This window comes from Brasilonema angustatum, from assembly GCF_059505445.1.
On record NZ_JCACKO010000117.1, the window covers coordinates 64084 to 79233 of the forward strand.

A 15150-nucleotide genomic window follows, 5' to 3' on the forward strand; every position below is an offset into this window, starting at 1 on the left:
CAAACTCGATCAAGCGATCGCCTCTTACCGTAAAGCCTTGCAAATCGACCCAAATGATGCATATGCTCACTATAACCTGGGGAATGCGCTGTACGAGCAAGGCAAACTCGATCAAGCGATCGCCTCTTACCGTAAAGCCTTGCAAATCGACCCAAATTATGCATATGCTCACTATAACCTGGGGTTGGCGCTGAAAAATCAACGCAAACTCGATCAAGCGATCGCCTCTTACCAAACAGCGTTGTAAATCAACCCAAATTATGCAATTGCTCACAATAACCTGGGGAATGCGCTGTACGATCAAAACAAACTCGAAGATGCGATCGCCTCTTACCGTAAAGCCTTGCAAATCGACCCAAATGATGCAAATGCTCACAATAACCTGGGGAGGGCGCTGTACGATCAAGGCAAACTCGAAGATGCGATCGCAGAACTGGAAATAGCTGTTCGCCTTGATCCTAGTAGTACGCTGTATCGTAAAAACTTAGAGAATTATAAGATAAAAAGAAGGGCTTTTGGGGGCGTTTATTTGGTGGGTAGAATGTTCTCAGTTATTTAGTATTATTTTGTACTTTTGTCCTTTTCCTCTTTGCTCTTTTCTTTTTTTCCTCTTCAAGTGAAGCAAACTGGAATTTTTTCGCGAATAATTGCGTTGCATAACCCCACCCCGGTTTTGTCTGACGCCAAAACCGCCTCTCCCCTTAGCAACTACGATGTATGTACACACAAGTTCTTGGATTCCCACTCGTTGGCGCAAAACCTCACCCTGCCCTATCGGGCATCCCTCTCCTTAGTAAGGAGAGGGAAAGATTTTAGCGCAGCTAAAAGCGAGGGTGAGGTCAAATCAACCTCGTTGGCGCAAAACCTCACCCTGCCCTATCGGGCATCCCTCTCCTTAGTAAGGAGAGGGAAAGATTTTAGCGCAGCTAAAAGCGAGGGTGAGGTCAAATCAACGCGGAATAAAAGAGATTTGTGTATCTCAGCAGCCACTAACCATTACCATTATTAATCTGACGCTGTAACTGTTTCAGCGTTTGATACATCTCTGGTAAGCGGCTGAGAATAGCTGACACCTTCAAGTACTGTTTGTGCGGTAGCGCTGGACTTCCAGAGACAATTTCACCTGGTGCGATATCATTATGAATACCAGCTTTTGCAGATGCGATCGCCCTATCGCCAATCTTCACCTGATTGGCAATTCCCGCCTGTCCAGCCAAGATAACACCATTGCCAACTTTCACACCTCCGGCTATACCAACTTGACCTGCCAATGCACAACCAGCACCTATTTGGCAACCGTGACCGATTTGCACTAAATTGTCAATTATCGTATGGCGACCTATCCGTGTTTCTCCTACGGCTGGGCGGTCAATAGCACTATTACAGCCCACTTCTACATGATCTTCTAAAACAGTGTAGCCGGATTGTTCCATTTTTACCCAACCAGTGGAACTGGGAACAAAGCCAAAGCCTTCTGAACCAATGACAGCACCACTGTGAATCATACAATCTGCACCAATACGAGTCCGTTCGTGGATGGTGCAATTGGCGTGCAAAGTTGTGCGATCGCCTATCTTAACATCTGGATAAATTACCACATTAGGATGAATGCACACATCATCGCCAATTTCTACTCCCTGCTGAATCACAACATGAGCACCTACATACACTTGTTGCCCAATTTTTGCTGTCGGGTGAATAACTGCAGTCGGATGAATTTCTGGAGTCGGACGCCAGGGTTTATAAAATAATGCGATCGCTTTGGCAAATAACAACCGTGGTTCTGGCGTTGCAATCCAAACAATACTCCGTTCTTGTGCTTGTGCCTGTAATGTTTCATCTGCAGGTAAAATTAAAGCACTAGCATTCGTCTTGCTAACCATCGAAGCAAATTTTGCTCCTTCAATGTAGCTGAGAGCACCCGTTGTCGCTTCATCAACTGGTGTAACCCCTGTAATTTCTGGGTCATTTTCTTTATTGAAACAGAAGCTATTGCAGGAGCCGCTATCACCAAGTTTTTCTACAATTTTACTGAATTTCATGGTTATTTTTCAGGAGTCCTTGAAATATAGGCAAAATAATTGTCGCTTTTTCTTAAGATTATGTTGTTTGCACGTAGATGAATAATATTTAACATTTTCGTAAGATGCACACAGATAAACACAAATAAATATTCTGCGTAATTCTGTGTGCATCTGCGGTTCAAAACATCCTACAACTATATATAGCCGTTGCCAGGTAGATTAGGACATAGAACTTATGAGAAAAAACGGACATCACCAGACTTTCACACGCCTGTTTCCTGCGATGCACTGAGCTTGTCGAAGTGTTCCCTGTTCCCTGTTAAGCGTTCCCTGTTCCTTACTATATTTACAGGCAGTCTTGGCGTGACTTATCACCTCTAAAAAAAATTGAAGAATTACCAAAGTTATTACTTCAATAATAAATAATAGAGTTGACCATTGCCGCCAGTGACACCAGCGCGATCGCCAGCTAATTTGCCAGTTCCCATAAAATAATCAACTCGTCCTGGTCCTTTAATAGCGCTTCCTGTATCTTGATCAAGTACATAGCGGCTCACAGTACGATACGCAAGCTGTCCATACTCAGTGGGAAAAGGTACACTGGTGTTAATCAGCGCTAATGCTCCTGGAGGCATAATAGATTTATCAGTCGCAATAGAACGTTCTGCTGTGACTGGCACGCGAATACTTCCTGTAGCCGCTGTACCACCAGTTTCCTGGAAGAAGACAAAGCGTTTCCAGCGCGGCAGATAAATATCCATCTGGTTTGGGTTCTGCTGAAAATACTGAGTCATAACTGGTAATGTTAAACCACTCAAGGGAAGTTTGCCATCTTTCGCCAGTTCTCGCCCTATGCTTGTCCACGGGTAATCTGTTGCACCTCCATAACCCACAGATGTTGTCGTACCATCAGTTAACGTGAGTTGGGCAGAACCTTGAATTTGAATCATGTACGCATCAAAGCGATTGGCAAACCAAAATAACTCCAAACCACGTAACCGGCTTCTATCCCCTTGTAAACCATCTTTTCCTTCTAAATCAACCCGTTTTGGATGTGGTTTCGCCCATCTCTCAAAGTCGGGTGGTCGTCGATAAATGGGATACTGATAGACTGGTGTGCGTACGCGACTGGCGGTATATACAGGCTCGTAATAAGCAGTAAACGTCACGTTACCATTGTGATCTTTTCCAGAAGACTGGTAAAAGACAAACTCCTGACGAATAGCAGCTTGCAGTTGTGCTGGTGAATCATAGCTAACAACCAGCTGGCGGAAACGCAGCAAACTACGTCGGACGCGATCAAGGGTAATCCCTCGAATCGGATAATTTCGATAAACTGTTGCAGCCTTATTAGTTGTTAAGAAAGACAAGCTGTTATCTATTGCTGCTAAGAGTGCCTTGCGATCGCCTCCTTTGCCATTTTCACCCCAAATTTGCTCATCCCAACCCAAGCAATTGTATGAAGAGCTACAGATTGTCCCCACATTTACAGGCGTTAATGCTGATATAAGGTGTCTAAATTGAGTGGGTTTTGTTATTGGCACTGGTACTGGCACTGGCACTGACACTGGCAAAGTCTCAGGTTGGCTTGGGACTGGTATTGGTATCGGTGATAAGTCAGGAACCTCAGCAAAAACTGAGCAAAGTGGAATAAAAAGAGCAACTCCTAGACTCAAGAAAAATAAAGTAAGCGTTTTTCTCATGATTTAGGTAAATCTTTCCACACTAGAGCAAAAAATGGGTTTTACCCGAATAGCTACAATCCGAGACAGACGCACGACTATGTACTCAGGACTAAATATTTTTGATTGGTGCCCGGATATTGTCATTAGAAGCAGACTTCGGCACAGGTTCGCCACCATACCACTTCTAAAATTTTTGAATTGTTGGAAAACGAGTTTTTTCACGGTGAGCATTTTCCACTAGAAGGTATACGGTGTACTGATTTGGTCTTTTGGGCATCACGTTAAATCATTTGGAACACATTCAACTGATTGTTAACCACGCAACCCTCGAATGGGAAGAGAAAGAGGGAGAGAACAAGGGTAATACCGTTTCACTTTAAGGTTGATACAAATGGGAAGCAGGGAGCAGGGGGCAGGGAGCAGGGGGAAAGAATTAGAAACTAATCATTTGTATCAGGGATTTCGTGAAATGGTGTAAGAAATTGTTCCATTCTCCTACTGCTTCATTTCCTTGTCCTTGTAGCTTTTGACGATTGTGATCCCACTAACAGTTCCCGAGAAAGTGGGGAGTAGAGAATTTCGATTTTCTTCAGAGGGCATCTGGGTGTAAGCTTGTACAAAGTTGAATAAAAAGAGACACCATTGAATAGCGTCTTATGTCAATAATTGCTCTTAGAGCATGGTATCTAGAGAATTATGAGCCGATTCCAGAATTGGAAAAACGTCCGCCGGATATTCGCCTCAGTAAAAAAAGCCTGCTGAAATCAGGGCTAAGAGCGGACTTCTTGGAAGAGAGTCAGGAAGTCAGAAAATCTCTATGGTTCGGGCGCTATCTAGAAGGAGAAAACGTTGAATTTTATGTTGAAGGTAGTGGTGGTTATTGTGTCGCGAATATTGATTTAATAAGTCACGAAATATATTTCACCAAGCAGGCTGTGTTAGCGCAGTTAGAACCCACAATTTTTTTGTGCTATCAAACTGAGTATTCAGTTGCAAGTGAGGCTTTACGAGAAGGACTGCTTCAGAGTTTGGAGATTTTAAACTTGCGATCGCGTTTACCTCTATCTTTAGTGGAGTCTTACCGTCCCAAGGAAGGTTCTGTACGACTCAGCCGAACAATGATGCGAAAAATTCATAGAAGTTTGTTGTTTATTGCTGACACGACACCTATTACTAAAATTGACGGTAAAGAGACGGATCTGCTACTTCCTAGCCCATATGTCTGTATTGAAATTGGTTATGCTATTCAAAGTAAGCGCTCTGAACATATTCTACTAGCCCAAATGGAACGCTCAGATATAGCAGGGCAGTTTCCTTTTGACTTACCACCATCACAAATTTTGCAATTTCGAGACACTAAAGAACTCAGTAAAATCTTGCCTCAAACCATTGAAACCCACCTAGCAAGATTTAAATTATTTGCTTGATAACGCTATTAATACCAATTCTTCATGATAGCTTGCCCGTAAAGTGCCATACATGCACTTAATGTTTATTAAACGTATGCGCAAAGCGCAGGCTACGCCAACGCAGTCGCCTTAGACGCGCAGCGGCGTGCCGCAGGCTAGAACGCCAAGAATGAAAAAGTAAGTATTAAGTGCAAGTTTACAGAGAATTTGTACAAGTATAAAACGCTGCATCAATAAGCAAGTCTTAAGGTGATTTCTATGAAAAAATTTACCGATGGAGGTAAAATGTACTCTTGATGCGAAGGAAACACGAGAAAGCATTTTGGATACCTTAGCTCCAGCAGGCGCACTCAAAGGATTAACATCATCGTATATCGAAGACTTGCGATTGGCAGCATCGAAAATGAATGGAGTAGAACGTCGGGCATTTATCAACAGAAACTATTCAATCTATGGCTAAACTTTTTGAATCCATCACTGAAGAACTGCAAGAATTTATTGAAGCTCAACACCTTTTCTTTGTAGGTTCTGCACCCTTAAGCTCTACTGGTCATGTTAACCTTTCTCCTAAAGGTCTAGGAGGTTTTCGCGTTCTTTGTCCCCATCGTGTAGGTTACTTGGACGTTACAGGTAGTGGTAACGAAACCTCAGCCCATCTGCAAGAAAATGGGCGAATTACTTTTATGTTTTGCGCTTTTGCTGAACCCCCGAGTATTCTCCGTCTCTACGGTAAAGGATACACAGTTATTCCCAGTTCGCCAGAATGGAAAACTCTGTATCCCTTGTTTTCAGAGATTCCCGGAGCGCGTCAAATTATTGTAGCGGATATCTCAAGAGTGCAGACCTCCTGTGGTTTTGGCGTACCACTTTATGAATATAAAGGACAGAGGGAGACTTTAGTCAAATGGGCAAATAAAAAAGGTGAAGCCGGACTTAAAGAATATCATCAGCAAAAAAATCTGGTCAGCATTGATGGTTTAGCAACTCCATTGAGTAAGTCATGAGACTTAGGAAAAGTTTTGGCTCTCTTATTGGCTGATTTTGGCGCAAAGGTAGTTGTATGCGATCGCATAATGTGCTTGTCTACTTATTGATATTTATCTCTTCTTATTGACAATATGCTTTTCCGCTGAGATCCAAAGGGAGTCAACGCTTTTATAATGATCGCCACATACATAAATTAATTTACACTTACAAAAGCTATATCCGAAATAGACCATTTAACAGTTGTATTTAAAATTAAGTTCTAAAGAAAGCTAGGAAAACTTCTGAAAGTTCACTTTCATGTGTGCCATGTTATCAATGACACACTCATTTTCATTCCTATGTGTCATTGTTCTGCAATATTATGCAGACAATTAAGGTACATATTTTCAACATAAATAAAACTACTGAATGAATAATAGTGTTGTGAAAAAAAAAGTATGTTCCATGGTAACCACAATAAAAATCTCACCCATATCTCAAGAAAAAACAGTTCAACGACAACAGTTAGATAATATTGAGTTGCATGATTCTCAGCGAGCTTATTTTTTCCAAGAAGTGATTGAAGGCTTACAAGACGGTATTTTGCTCTTGAACGAGACAGGCGAATTGATTCATGCAAATACATCTGCTTCTAGTATCGTTTCTGAAATTAATCAAGGCAGATCCAACTCAAATTGTATACCACCTGCTATCTGGTGTATTTGCGAGACATTATTAGAAAACCGTAGTATGATAGCCAAAAAAACTATGATTCTATCTCATGAAATTGTAGTAGATAGGTCAAAAGTTTTCTGTGTTCGTGCCAGATGGCTTTATTTAGAAAAGTGTAATAGTTCTTATCTTTTAGTGATCATGGAAAACAAATATGAGTCATTGAAAAATATTGCCATTGTAGAAGTAACCAAATACAAATTAACACCACGAGAGGCAGAAATTTGGTATCTTTATAGAAGAAAGTCTAGCTATAAAGAAATTGCCGAGCAACTTTACATTTCTATGAATACAGTGAAAAAGCACATGAGAAATATTCATGCAAAGCGACAAGCATTTTTAAATTGTGAAGATTAAGCCTTTGAATTATGAATTTTATATATAAAAATAAAATAGGGAGATTCAAAGCGTTTTTTATTTTGGCTTTTATACCAATTCTATGTGAGGCTGCACATTATTTCGACCCCTCCAAACCTCCCCAAACCTGCGGGGAGGGCAGTTAACGGCGATGCGGTTATTTCTATGCATCTTCATATGAAAATGGTATTACAGGTATCTCCTTCACAAGACACTGCTTTGTTAGCTGTTTAACTCAGCCGTGGTGTAGGGCATAGGCTATGTCTATCTTGAAGGGGCAATCATCGCAAAGGTGACAGATTAATTTTTTTACATACTTGTGTTTACTGGTGGTTTGATAGTTCTTGATAAAAAGAGTACCCCCAAGGGTACTTTCTGACTGTATGATAATCGTTTATCATGTACTCACTACAAAAACGGGATATTTGATACAAAAGTGTCATTTTGAGTAAAGTAAAGATGCTTAGTTTTTGAGGGTTTTCAAAAGGTGAAATTTCCGAAAGGCTTTGTTTTTCTGCATAACACTCAATCTGACATTTTTCTATTTTTTTCTAAAATATGTATATCAATCTGTGCTTTTACAAAATAGATATTAATTGCAACTAAATTCCTAACAAGTTGTGCATTTCAAAATAGCTTCCTTCTCACTACAAGATCACCTATTCTCTTGTTGGCGTTCTTGATGTGCCAACGCCCTTACTTCCGTGTAGGTTTGGTTGTATGGGTAACCTACGCACTCTTGGTATACCTGCGGCACGACAAGAGTGAACGTTAAATAGGTATTTTTAAAATGGCATTAGTATGACACATCATTACCATAATTATCTTACCAAAAGGTTCGACATAAGATTATGGACTATGAGGTTTGCTCTTTTGTGAAGAGTTACAAGACCTAAAATGTTTATATCGTTTTAACCAGGACAATCAAGAATTTTTTTTTGTTTTTCAGTTTGTTTACAGAGATTTAGGCACTTTTTGTTGGCGAAGTAATTCATTGTACATCTTCCGTTTTAAATCTTCATTACCTTGAACCTGTGTCGTAATTGTGTTGTATCTATCAATTGAAAGGCCATTATCTTCAACCACTTTTTGATAGCGTTGGCAGTAATTAACCGCAATATCTTTTGCTTTACCAGGAAGACCATTTAAACTATTGTTATCGTTACAAACAATCTTTGGAACGTCTCCGGCATTCATAATTTTTTTTATTTCGTCAAAGGCTTGTTGACGCTCAGGTTCCATTTTTAACATAGCTCTAGCATAGTTTCTAAGTTCACCAGGATTAATTCCTTGTGGAGCTTGAGCATCGGTTTTTGAACTCAAAACTAAAGTACTAGAAACCAAACTGGCAGTTGCAACGATGCCCACAAATAAAGATTGGGCAAGTATGGGAATTAGACTAACTTGGAAAAAATTCTGGTAAGATCTTTTCATTTGTTTGATGAAACAACTACAGTCGGGATATCTTAATCACTGTGAATTATTTTATGAGTGAGAAGTTCCAGAAAACACTCAAACAAGAAATGTTTATTTTTTTTGTTAAGTTCTTTTATAGACTTGACAAAGCTCTATGACTTTACTCTGTAGTGCGGACATCTCTGAAACTCCTTGTTTGAGACTAACTTCTAAATCTAACAGTATAGGTAAACTGGCAATAAGTTGCTGTACAGAAACAGATTGAATTTCTTTCTGTAGATAGTAAATGCGATTGGGGTTGCCTATCTCCGCAGCTTTAGCAATAACTTGTGAATTGCGCTCACCACTTTCTACCATGAGCTTGACCGATAACCAAGTGCGAAATTGCCCAATCAGGGTGGCAACTATTCGCAAAGGAGGTTCACAAGCATTAATAAGATCGATTAATATCGCTAAAGCTCTAGCTGTGTCTCCTGTTCTAATTGTTGCGGCTAATTGTAGGCTATTTTGAGTTGTATTTCGGACTAACTGAGTAACGCTGTCTGTATCCAAAGGTTGATTGCTGCCTTCAGCGTAAAGTCGTAATTTCTCCAACTCATTGTAGAGAAGGCGTGTATTATTGCCTACAGCATCCGCCAACATCTCTACACTTGATCGAGTTAGTTTCACCCCCACTGTTTGAGCAGCTTGACTGACAGACTGCATCAGTAGTTCCGTCTTCCAAGGCGGAATTAAAGAAAATTCTTTGAATTCAGCAAATTTTTTCAGAATTTTGGTTGATTTGAGGCGTTCATCTGGTTTGTGACTACTGGTGAGTAACAAATATGAATTTTCGGGAATGACAGGCAAAGTTCGCTCCAGTTCTGATAACACATTATCTGAGGATTGCTGGCAGAGGGTAGTATTGGCAAGCCATACCAAACGTCCGCCAGTGCCAAAAGGTGGTGTCATCACTTGATTTAATCCTTGAATCGGCGCATCAGGTAAATCTGGAGGTAGTACTGTGTAATTAAAACTTGTCCACAGGGGATCTAGGATGCGATCGCGCACAAGAGCGATCGCCTTTCCTATCGCAAAATCATCCTCACCCCAGTAAAAGTAGACTGGCATAGGGAACCTCACTGTTGTTAGAGAAAGTAGATGCAATCAGGCCAGAGTAGTCATTATTTATAATATTTCTTTGTGTTCCTTATTTTCCTGATCACCCTACCACCTCAAAAAAGCTAAATACTTTTTAAATTGCTGATTTAATGCAGGTGATTTTGCCTACAATCAATAAGCGTGGAGTTGGAGGATATGAACGTTGGACGACAAATATCAAATTTACTTAAATCGTTTAGTGCGGATGACGCTAAGCGAAGCATACAAAACTCAGGTCCAGCATATCCAGACATCTTCTAAATTTCAGCCGCATTCAGATCAAGGAAGGCAAGCAGTATCTTTTCCTGGCTATACAGTGATCACCCCACCTTGGAAAGAAGAAACAGACAACTCTACTTTCTACGCACACTTACAGGATTACCAACAGGAACTTTTACAGCTAAGAGTCAACTCTGATTGGATCGTGCTTGTACCTCCTGCAAGCTTTCATTTGACTTTAGCGGACTTGATTTGGGACAGTGCTTACTATGATGCTCGCGAAAAAAACCCAAAATTTGAAGAACATCTACGCTCTTGCTTTAGGGATATTTTTAAGCAGTATCAACAATCGAAGCAAAGGCAAACTCACCCCATTCGCTGGCAAATTCAGGGACTGGTGGTAATGCCAAGGGCTATAGGCGTTTGTTTGATACCTCAGGATGAAGCGTCCTATGAGCAAATTGTTAACTTGCGTCGAGCAATTTATCAAAATTCCAACTTGATGGCCTTAGGGATTGAGCAACATTATCACTTTAGCGCTCATGTGACATTAGGCTATTTTGGAGAAATTGCGCCCAATCTAGACTACGAAGAGCTTGCTAGGATGTTTTCTCAGTTGAATCAGCAATGGGCAGAGAATTCCCTGGTATTGAGCATAAACCGTGCCGAATTACGGAAGTTTGACGACATGACGCGCTATTATCGCGAACCAGACTGGCCAATTTTAGATTTTTGAAATAGAAATACTCAGCATAGTCCCCATCCAAATCAAAGATTTGGATGGGTAAGCAAAACCAATATAAAAACGAATTAGCTAACTTCTATGTTCTCTTTGTTGTAACATTACCCAGCCAATGACAACAAGAAGCGCACCAACGGCAAGAAATCCCAAATCCCAGGCTAACTGATTCGGTCCTGGTTTTACATGATGGATGCCAAGAATATGATGGTCAGTAACTCCTTCTACCAAGTTGAACAGCCCAGCACCGATAAGTATGGACCCAAAGTAGATGTTGGATGACCAAGGAACATCTTCACGCCGTCCTGCCCGCCATAGCAACACCACTCCAATCACAGTCATTATCCAATCAAAGGCGTGAAATAATCCGTCCCAGATTGTATTCATATCTATATTAGACATTGTGGTCAGAGGTCGAATGTTACTCAACATATGATGCCACTGAAGAATCTGATGCAGTACAATGCCATCAAAGAAGCCACCAAGACCTATACCTAGGAAAATTCCAGCAACAATCAACGGAACCGGTTGGTTGCTCTTTTCACTTTTTGCCTCCATTATTAACCTCTCGCTACCGACTTTTCACTTCACCATAGAACTCTATTTTGAAAGCAATCTTCTACCTTTAGACTAGTACTGCGGTGGAATTCAAAGCAGACTATTTCTTGCTAGTATCTACCGTGATAGTGGATATTAATGTATAAAACAGCAATTTTCAAATGACTATTTACTTTTACAAGGTTTGGCAGCCCTACGGCTGTTTTTCCAATTTTTCTCCTCATGGAATCGTCATGCAAGACATCTTTTGGTCAACAGTTGAGCATTATTATCAAGCTCAAAAGTTTGTTGGAACCTCAGATGCTATGATCATACCTCTTATCCATAGTGCTGAAACACCAGAACTTGCGGCATCATTAGGACGCGACTGCACGCGCCAAGTTCGTTTAGACTGGGAGGAGGTCAAAACTCAACTGATGCGAGAAGCTGTACTCAAGAAGTTTATGACACATACTGATATTAGAGAAATCCTTTTAATGACTGGTGATAACTTGATTGTAGAAAACTCACCAAATGATTATTTCTGGGGTTGTGGTGTAGATAAAACGGGTCACAATCATCTCGGTAGAACCCTTATGAGTGTGCGTGAGGAAATCCGCAAAATACCATCTTTGTCAGTCGTTTCTGATTAGTTTAGGACTTACGCACGAGTTACGAAAGAACAAGAGTGTGAAATTGCGCACTCCTCGTCGCAACGGGTGCAAGTAAGTTATTTTTGCGTAAGTCCTGTACCCATTAAAAGTATAAAGGGCAAGAGTGGCTGGGAAAAGTCTTTGAAAGCTTTAGCAGTAGCTCTACCCGCTTCCGGTGAGCGTCGGGAGTATGTCACGGAGATCACTTTATACTTAAAATCAAAGATATTTTTATGTGAAAAAAATAATAAGTATGTCATGATCTGCTGAACATCAAGGAACTGAAATTTCTAGTTTTGTTGCAAATTATTCAATCCTTGTGATATCTTTACCCCTAATGGTTACTCTTACTTTCAACAGATCTTAGTAACCTTCCATTAATTACTCAAAATCCAATGATGCTAAGGCTTACAGTACTTTTCGGCAGCTTAGGACAAAAAAATAGTCCACCTTAAAACAACATTGAAACGAGCGCAAGAAGGCAGCTATGCAAGCAGCATAAGGCTGTAATGCTGTTCATGCAATTAGCTTTTGCCTATTTATAAGTCAGTCGGTACAAGAAGACTATGTTGAGTTTTGTAAAAAGTATTAAATGACCTGTTTCTATGCAGTTTGCTCATTTTACATCTCGTTATATAGGTTATTCTTTTAGGCTGACTTACTTAAGCGTCTAGTTATTTCTGCCATACTGTACGCCATACTGACTAAATATCGAACACATTAAGATTCAAAGTATCTGTTCTATGAGCAGAATTGCAGGATAAAAATTAACCAAAGCAAAGAAATTTCCGAAAAGGTAACATCAATTCTTTGTGTTGGAATTACGTTGTGTTGAGATATCTCTATTCACTGATATAACCAAGTGATGTTTTCATCTAAACAAGAAAACGAATTTCCTAGCGATCTGTTTTGAGAAGTCTGTGAACTGGAAGTGAATGCCAAACAGAGTAAAAAATGTGGCTGACAAGCTGTATATCTAAAATTCTAACCCCTTAATAGCAGAGGACAACTTGAACACAACCGTTTTGAAGCGAGAATGGTTCTCCAATACAAAAGGAGATATCCTAGCAGGTACTGTAGTAGCGCTAGCGCTGATTCCGGAGGCGATCGCATTTTCAATTATTGCAGGCGTTGATCCAAAAGTTGGGCTTTACGCCTCGTTTTGCATAGCTGTTGTGACAGCTTTTGCGGGAGGACGCCCTGGCTTAATTTCCGCAGCTACAGGAGCGATGGCGCTGTTAATGATCACATTGGTCAAAGAACATGGGCTGCAATATCTGTTTGCAACGACAATTCTAACTGGTGTGATTCAGATTATCTGTGGCTGGCTCAAGCTAGGTCGTCAGATGAAGTATGTGCCACGATCAGTCATGCTCGGCTTTGTTAATGCCTTGGCAATCTTAATTTTTATGGCTCAGTTACCACAGCTGGTTGGGGTACCCTGGCAAGTTTATATCATGCTCGCTGTGGGTCTTGCCATCATCTACTTGCTACCCCGCTTCACCAAGGTTGTACCTTCGCCATTAGTTGCGATTGTGGTCTTGACAGCCTTTTCTATCCTCACGGGGATTAAGGTTCCTACAGTAGGTGATATGGGTGAATTTCCTACTACCTTCCCCTTGTTCAGCTTACCTACAGTTCCATTGACCTTTGAGACACTCTCGATTCTCTTTTCCTACGCATTGCCTTTAGCTGTGGTGGGTTTACTGGAGTCATTGTTAACTGCCTCACTGCTCGATGAACTGACTGATACCCCAAGTGATAAAAATAGAGAAGCTGTAGGTCAGGGTGTTGCCAACATTGTGGCAGGATGCTTTGGCGGGATGGCAGGCTGTGCGATGATTGGTCAGTCAGTAATCAATATTAAATCTGGGGGACGCAGCCGTCTTTCCACCTTATGTGCTGGGGTGTTGTTACTGTTCTTCATTTTGGTGTTAGGTAACTGGGTGCGGCTGATACCAATGGCATCCCTAGTTGCAGTGATGATTATGGTTTCTATTGGAACTTTTAGTTGGTCATCTCTGATGAACGTACACCGGATACCGAGAAGTGAAACTGCTGTCATGATGACAACGGTTTTCATGACCGTACTCACACACAATCTAGCAATAGGAGTTATCGTAGGGGTAGCATTTAGTACCGTTTTGTTTGCCCGCAATATTGCCAAAATTGTGTTTGTAGACACAGTTCTTAGCGATGAGAAAACTCATCGAATTTACAGCATTGCAGGTCAACTTTTCTTTGTATCGGTGGAACAATTTCTTGCTGCTTTTGATTTTAGAGAAGAATTGCAACGTGTAAAAATTGACCTGACTCACGCTCACATTTGGGATCAAGCAGCAGTTGCAGCCATCGATAGAGTTGTGATTAAGTTTCGCAGAAATGGTGTAGAAGTAGACCTCGTGGGACTGAATGAAGCGAGTGCCACATTACTAGAAAAGCTGGCTATTCACGATAAACCAGGCGCGCTAGAAAACTTTAATAACCACTAAATTAAGTAAGTTGGGTTAAAAAATACACCTATGTAACGAAATGTAACATTAGTTAACAGTCTCCACGAATTTGAAGCATATGCAGACTTAATTATACTTAAAAAACGAGGAAAAATGCTGAATTTGCCTTAGATCTGCTTAAGAATAGAGACGTCCGGAGTATCACACGTCATCGAAAACCAAGTCTATGTTAGGACTTACGTACTCGTGACGAAAAATAACGTAGTTATTTTTGCGTAAGTCCTATATGTTTTTGAAATTTTTATGATTTTTATAAAAAAAATACTGTTTCTTTACATAAAATTTGCAAATGAATTTTAGTATGGTAAATGCAGACTACTTGTGTCAGTAAAAAGGCGCTTTAGTAAATATGTAAGTTTTCTTGGCACATCATGATTACAACAGCAGCAAACTACAAAAACCGGCTGCAGAAAAGCCGTTATAGTAGTCGAGGAAGTATTTACTTATTCGCTCCGATGGTTGACTTCAATGTAATGGCTGATGTTGGAGATACTCCTCCTTGATTCAGATGTGCTTATATCTGCTTGGAAATTTAATCATAAACTTAATAATTGAATCTTTGTAGAGTGAAAAGATTTCGCTTTTCCTTTGGAATAACTTCAAAAGATGCAATTAATCTGAAATAACTGCTTTGAGATTTTGATAACTAAGTACCTGAATAAAAATAGCTTGTCGATCTGCTAACTGATGCAAATTGAGAGTTGGATGGTAGATGCTGCTGCGAAACATTAAAATTCAGTTGTTAGTCAGTTCAAAAGAT

Annotated in this window: 14 protein-coding genes; 9 read left to right on the plus strand and 5 right to left on the minus strand. The window is 40.4% G+C overall.

Annotation, left to right across the window (positions count from 1 at the left end):
* Together AC5JM2_RS18930 and AC5JM2_RS18935 are read left to right on the plus strand one after the other, a co-directional pair.
* Positions 1-247: tetratricopeptide repeat protein (locus AC5JM2_RS18930; protein WP_495836396.1), on the plus strand; the 247-nt coding region annotated here is incomplete at its 5' end.
* An 18-nt stretch (positions 248-265) separates the two neighbouring features.
* Positions 266-559, plus strand: coding sequence for a tetratricopeptide repeat protein (locus AC5JM2_RS18935; RefSeq protein WP_495836539.1), 294 nt, complete (start codon positions 266-268; stop codon positions 557-559).
* Between the two features lie 430 nt (positions 560-989).
* Here the strand turns inward: AC5JM2_RS18935 and lpxD are convergent, their stop codons facing one another.
* Together lpxD and mltA are read right to left on the minus strand one after the other, a co-directional pair.
* A complete protein-coding gene (gene lpxD, locus AC5JM2_RS18940) occupies positions 990-2042 on the minus strand; it encodes a UDP-3-O-(3-hydroxymyristoyl)glucosamine N-acyltransferase (RefSeq protein WP_495836397.1) in 1053 nt (350 codons plus the stop codon).
* A 389-nt stretch (positions 2043-2431) separates the two neighbouring features.
* Positions 2432-3727 (minus strand): murein transglycosylase A, encoded by a 1296-nt coding sequence (mltA, locus tag AC5JM2_RS18945; protein WP_495836398.1) that lies wholly within the window; start codon positions 3725-3727, stop codon positions 2432-2434.
* Between the two features lie 638 nt (positions 3728-4365).
* On the opposite strand from mltA, the gene AC5JM2_RS18950 reads away from it, so the two are divergent.
* The 4 genes from AC5JM2_RS18950 (at position 4366) to AC5JM2_RS18965 (ending at position 7173) form a co-directional block, all read left to right on the plus strand.
* Complete coding sequence (locus tag AC5JM2_RS18950) at positions 4366-5136, plus strand: hypothetical protein (protein ID WP_495836399.1); 771 nt, start codon at positions 4366-4368, stop codon at positions 5134-5136.
* 256 nt (positions 5137-5392) lie between these two features.
* Positions 5393-5578 (plus strand): hypothetical protein, encoded by a 186-nt coding sequence (locus tag AC5JM2_RS18955; RefSeq protein WP_495836400.1) that lies wholly within the window; start codon positions 5393-5395, stop codon positions 5576-5578.
* Positions 5571-6122: a pyridoxamine 5'-phosphate oxidase family protein gene (locus tag AC5JM2_RS18960; RefSeq protein ID WP_495836401.1), complete on the plus strand. Its 552-nt coding sequence runs from the start codon at positions 5571-5573 to the stop codon at positions 6120-6122. The genes AC5JM2_RS18955 and AC5JM2_RS18960 overlap by 8 nt, the downstream gene beginning before the upstream one ends.
* 391 nt (positions 6123-6513) lie before the next feature.
* Entirely contained in the window at positions 6514-7173 is a 660-nt protein-coding gene (locus AC5JM2_RS18965; RefSeq protein ID WP_495836402.1) for a helix-turn-helix transcriptional regulator, read from the plus strand.
* A gap of 954 nt (positions 7174-8127) precedes the next feature.
* On the opposite strand, the gene AC5JM2_RS18970 is transcribed toward AC5JM2_RS18965, so the two are convergent.
* Together AC5JM2_RS18970 and holA are read right to left on the minus strand one after the other, a co-directional pair.
* Positions 8128-8607 (minus strand): DUF4168 domain-containing protein, encoded by a 480-nt coding sequence (locus tag AC5JM2_RS18970; protein WP_495836403.1) that lies wholly within the window; start codon positions 8605-8607, stop codon positions 8128-8130.
* Positions 8608-8712: 105 nt separating this feature from the next.
* Positions 8713-9699: a DNA polymerase III subunit delta gene (gene holA, locus AC5JM2_RS18975; RefSeq protein ID WP_495836404.1), complete on the minus strand. Its 987-nt coding sequence runs from the start codon at positions 9697-9699 to the stop codon at positions 8713-8715.
* Positions 9700-9892: 193 nt separating this feature from the next.
* Between holA and AC5JM2_RS18980 the strand changes: the two genes are divergently transcribed.
* A complete protein-coding gene (locus AC5JM2_RS18980; RefSeq protein ID WP_495836405.1) occupies positions 9893-10684 on the plus strand; it encodes a DUF1868 domain-containing protein in 792 nt (263 codons plus the stop codon).
* A 78-nt stretch (positions 10685-10762) separates the two neighbouring features.
* On the opposite strand, the gene AC5JM2_RS18985 is transcribed toward AC5JM2_RS18980, so the two are convergent.
* Positions 10763-11245 carry a DUF2243 domain-containing protein gene (locus AC5JM2_RS18985; protein WP_495836406.1) on the minus strand — a complete coding sequence of 161 codons (483 nt, stop codon included), beginning with the start codon at positions 11243-11245 and terminating at the stop codon, positions 10763-10765.
* A gap of 161 nt (positions 11246-11406) precedes the next feature.
* On the opposite strand from AC5JM2_RS18985, the gene ybiA reads away from it, so the two are divergent.
* Both ybiA and AC5JM2_RS18995 read left to right on the plus strand, forming a co-directional pair.
* The gene (ybiA, locus tag AC5JM2_RS18990; RefSeq protein WP_495836407.1) at positions 11407-11877 is read left to right on the plus strand and encodes a riboflavin biosynthesis intermediates N-glycosidase; all 471 of its coding nucleotides are present in this window, start codon (positions 11407-11409) and stop codon (positions 11875-11877) included.
* A gap of 1010 nt (positions 11878-12887) precedes the next feature.
* Positions 12888-14369 carry a SulP family inorganic anion transporter gene (locus AC5JM2_RS18995; RefSeq protein ID WP_495836408.1) on the plus strand — a complete coding sequence of 494 codons (1482 nt, stop codon included), beginning with the start codon at positions 12888-12890 and terminating at the stop codon, positions 14367-14369.
* Positions 14370-15150 lie beyond the last annotated feature (781 nt).

What these genes read in the sequence shown, in the direction of transcription:
- lpxD (WP_495836397.1), bottom strand. Translation starts at nt 2,042, where the DNA reads ATGAAATTCAGTAAAATTGTAGAAAAACTTGGTGATAGCGGCTCCTGC.
- AC5JM2_RS18960 (WP_495836401.1), top strand. Translation starts at nt 5,571, where the DNA reads ATGGCTAAACTTTTTGAATCCATCACTGAAGAACTGCAAGAATTTATT.
- AC5JM2_RS18950 (WP_495836399.1), top strand. Translation starts at nt 4,366, where the DNA reads ATGTCAATAATTGCTCTTAGAGCATGGTATCTAGAGAATTATGAGCCG.
- ybiA (WP_495836407.1), top strand. Translation starts at nt 11,407, where the DNA reads ATGACTATTTACTTTTACAAGGTTTGGCAGCCCTACGGCTGTTTTTCC.
- AC5JM2_RS18955 (WP_495836400.1), top strand. Translation starts at nt 5,393, where the DNA reads ATGGAGGTAAAATGTACTCTTGATGCGAAGGAAACACGAGAAAGCATT.
- AC5JM2_RS18985 (WP_495836406.1), bottom strand. Translation starts at nt 11,245, where the DNA reads ATGGAGGCAAAAAGTGAAAAGAGCAACCAACCGGTTCCGTTGATTGTT.
- mltA (WP_495836398.1), bottom strand. Translation starts at nt 3,727, where the DNA reads ATGAGAAAAACGCTTACTTTATTTTTCTTGAGTCTAGGAGTTGCTCTT.
- holA (WP_495836404.1), bottom strand. Translation starts at nt 9,699, where the DNA reads ATGCCAGTCTACTTTTACTGGGGTGAGGATGATTTTGCGATAGGAAAG.
- AC5JM2_RS18970 (WP_495836403.1), bottom strand. Translation starts at nt 8,607, where the DNA reads ATGAAAAGATCTTACCAGAATTTTTTCCAAGTTAGTCTAATTCCCATA.
- AC5JM2_RS18965 (WP_495836402.1), top strand. Translation starts at nt 6,514, where the DNA reads ATGAATAATAGTGTTGTGAAAAAAAAAGTATGTTCCATGGTAACCACA.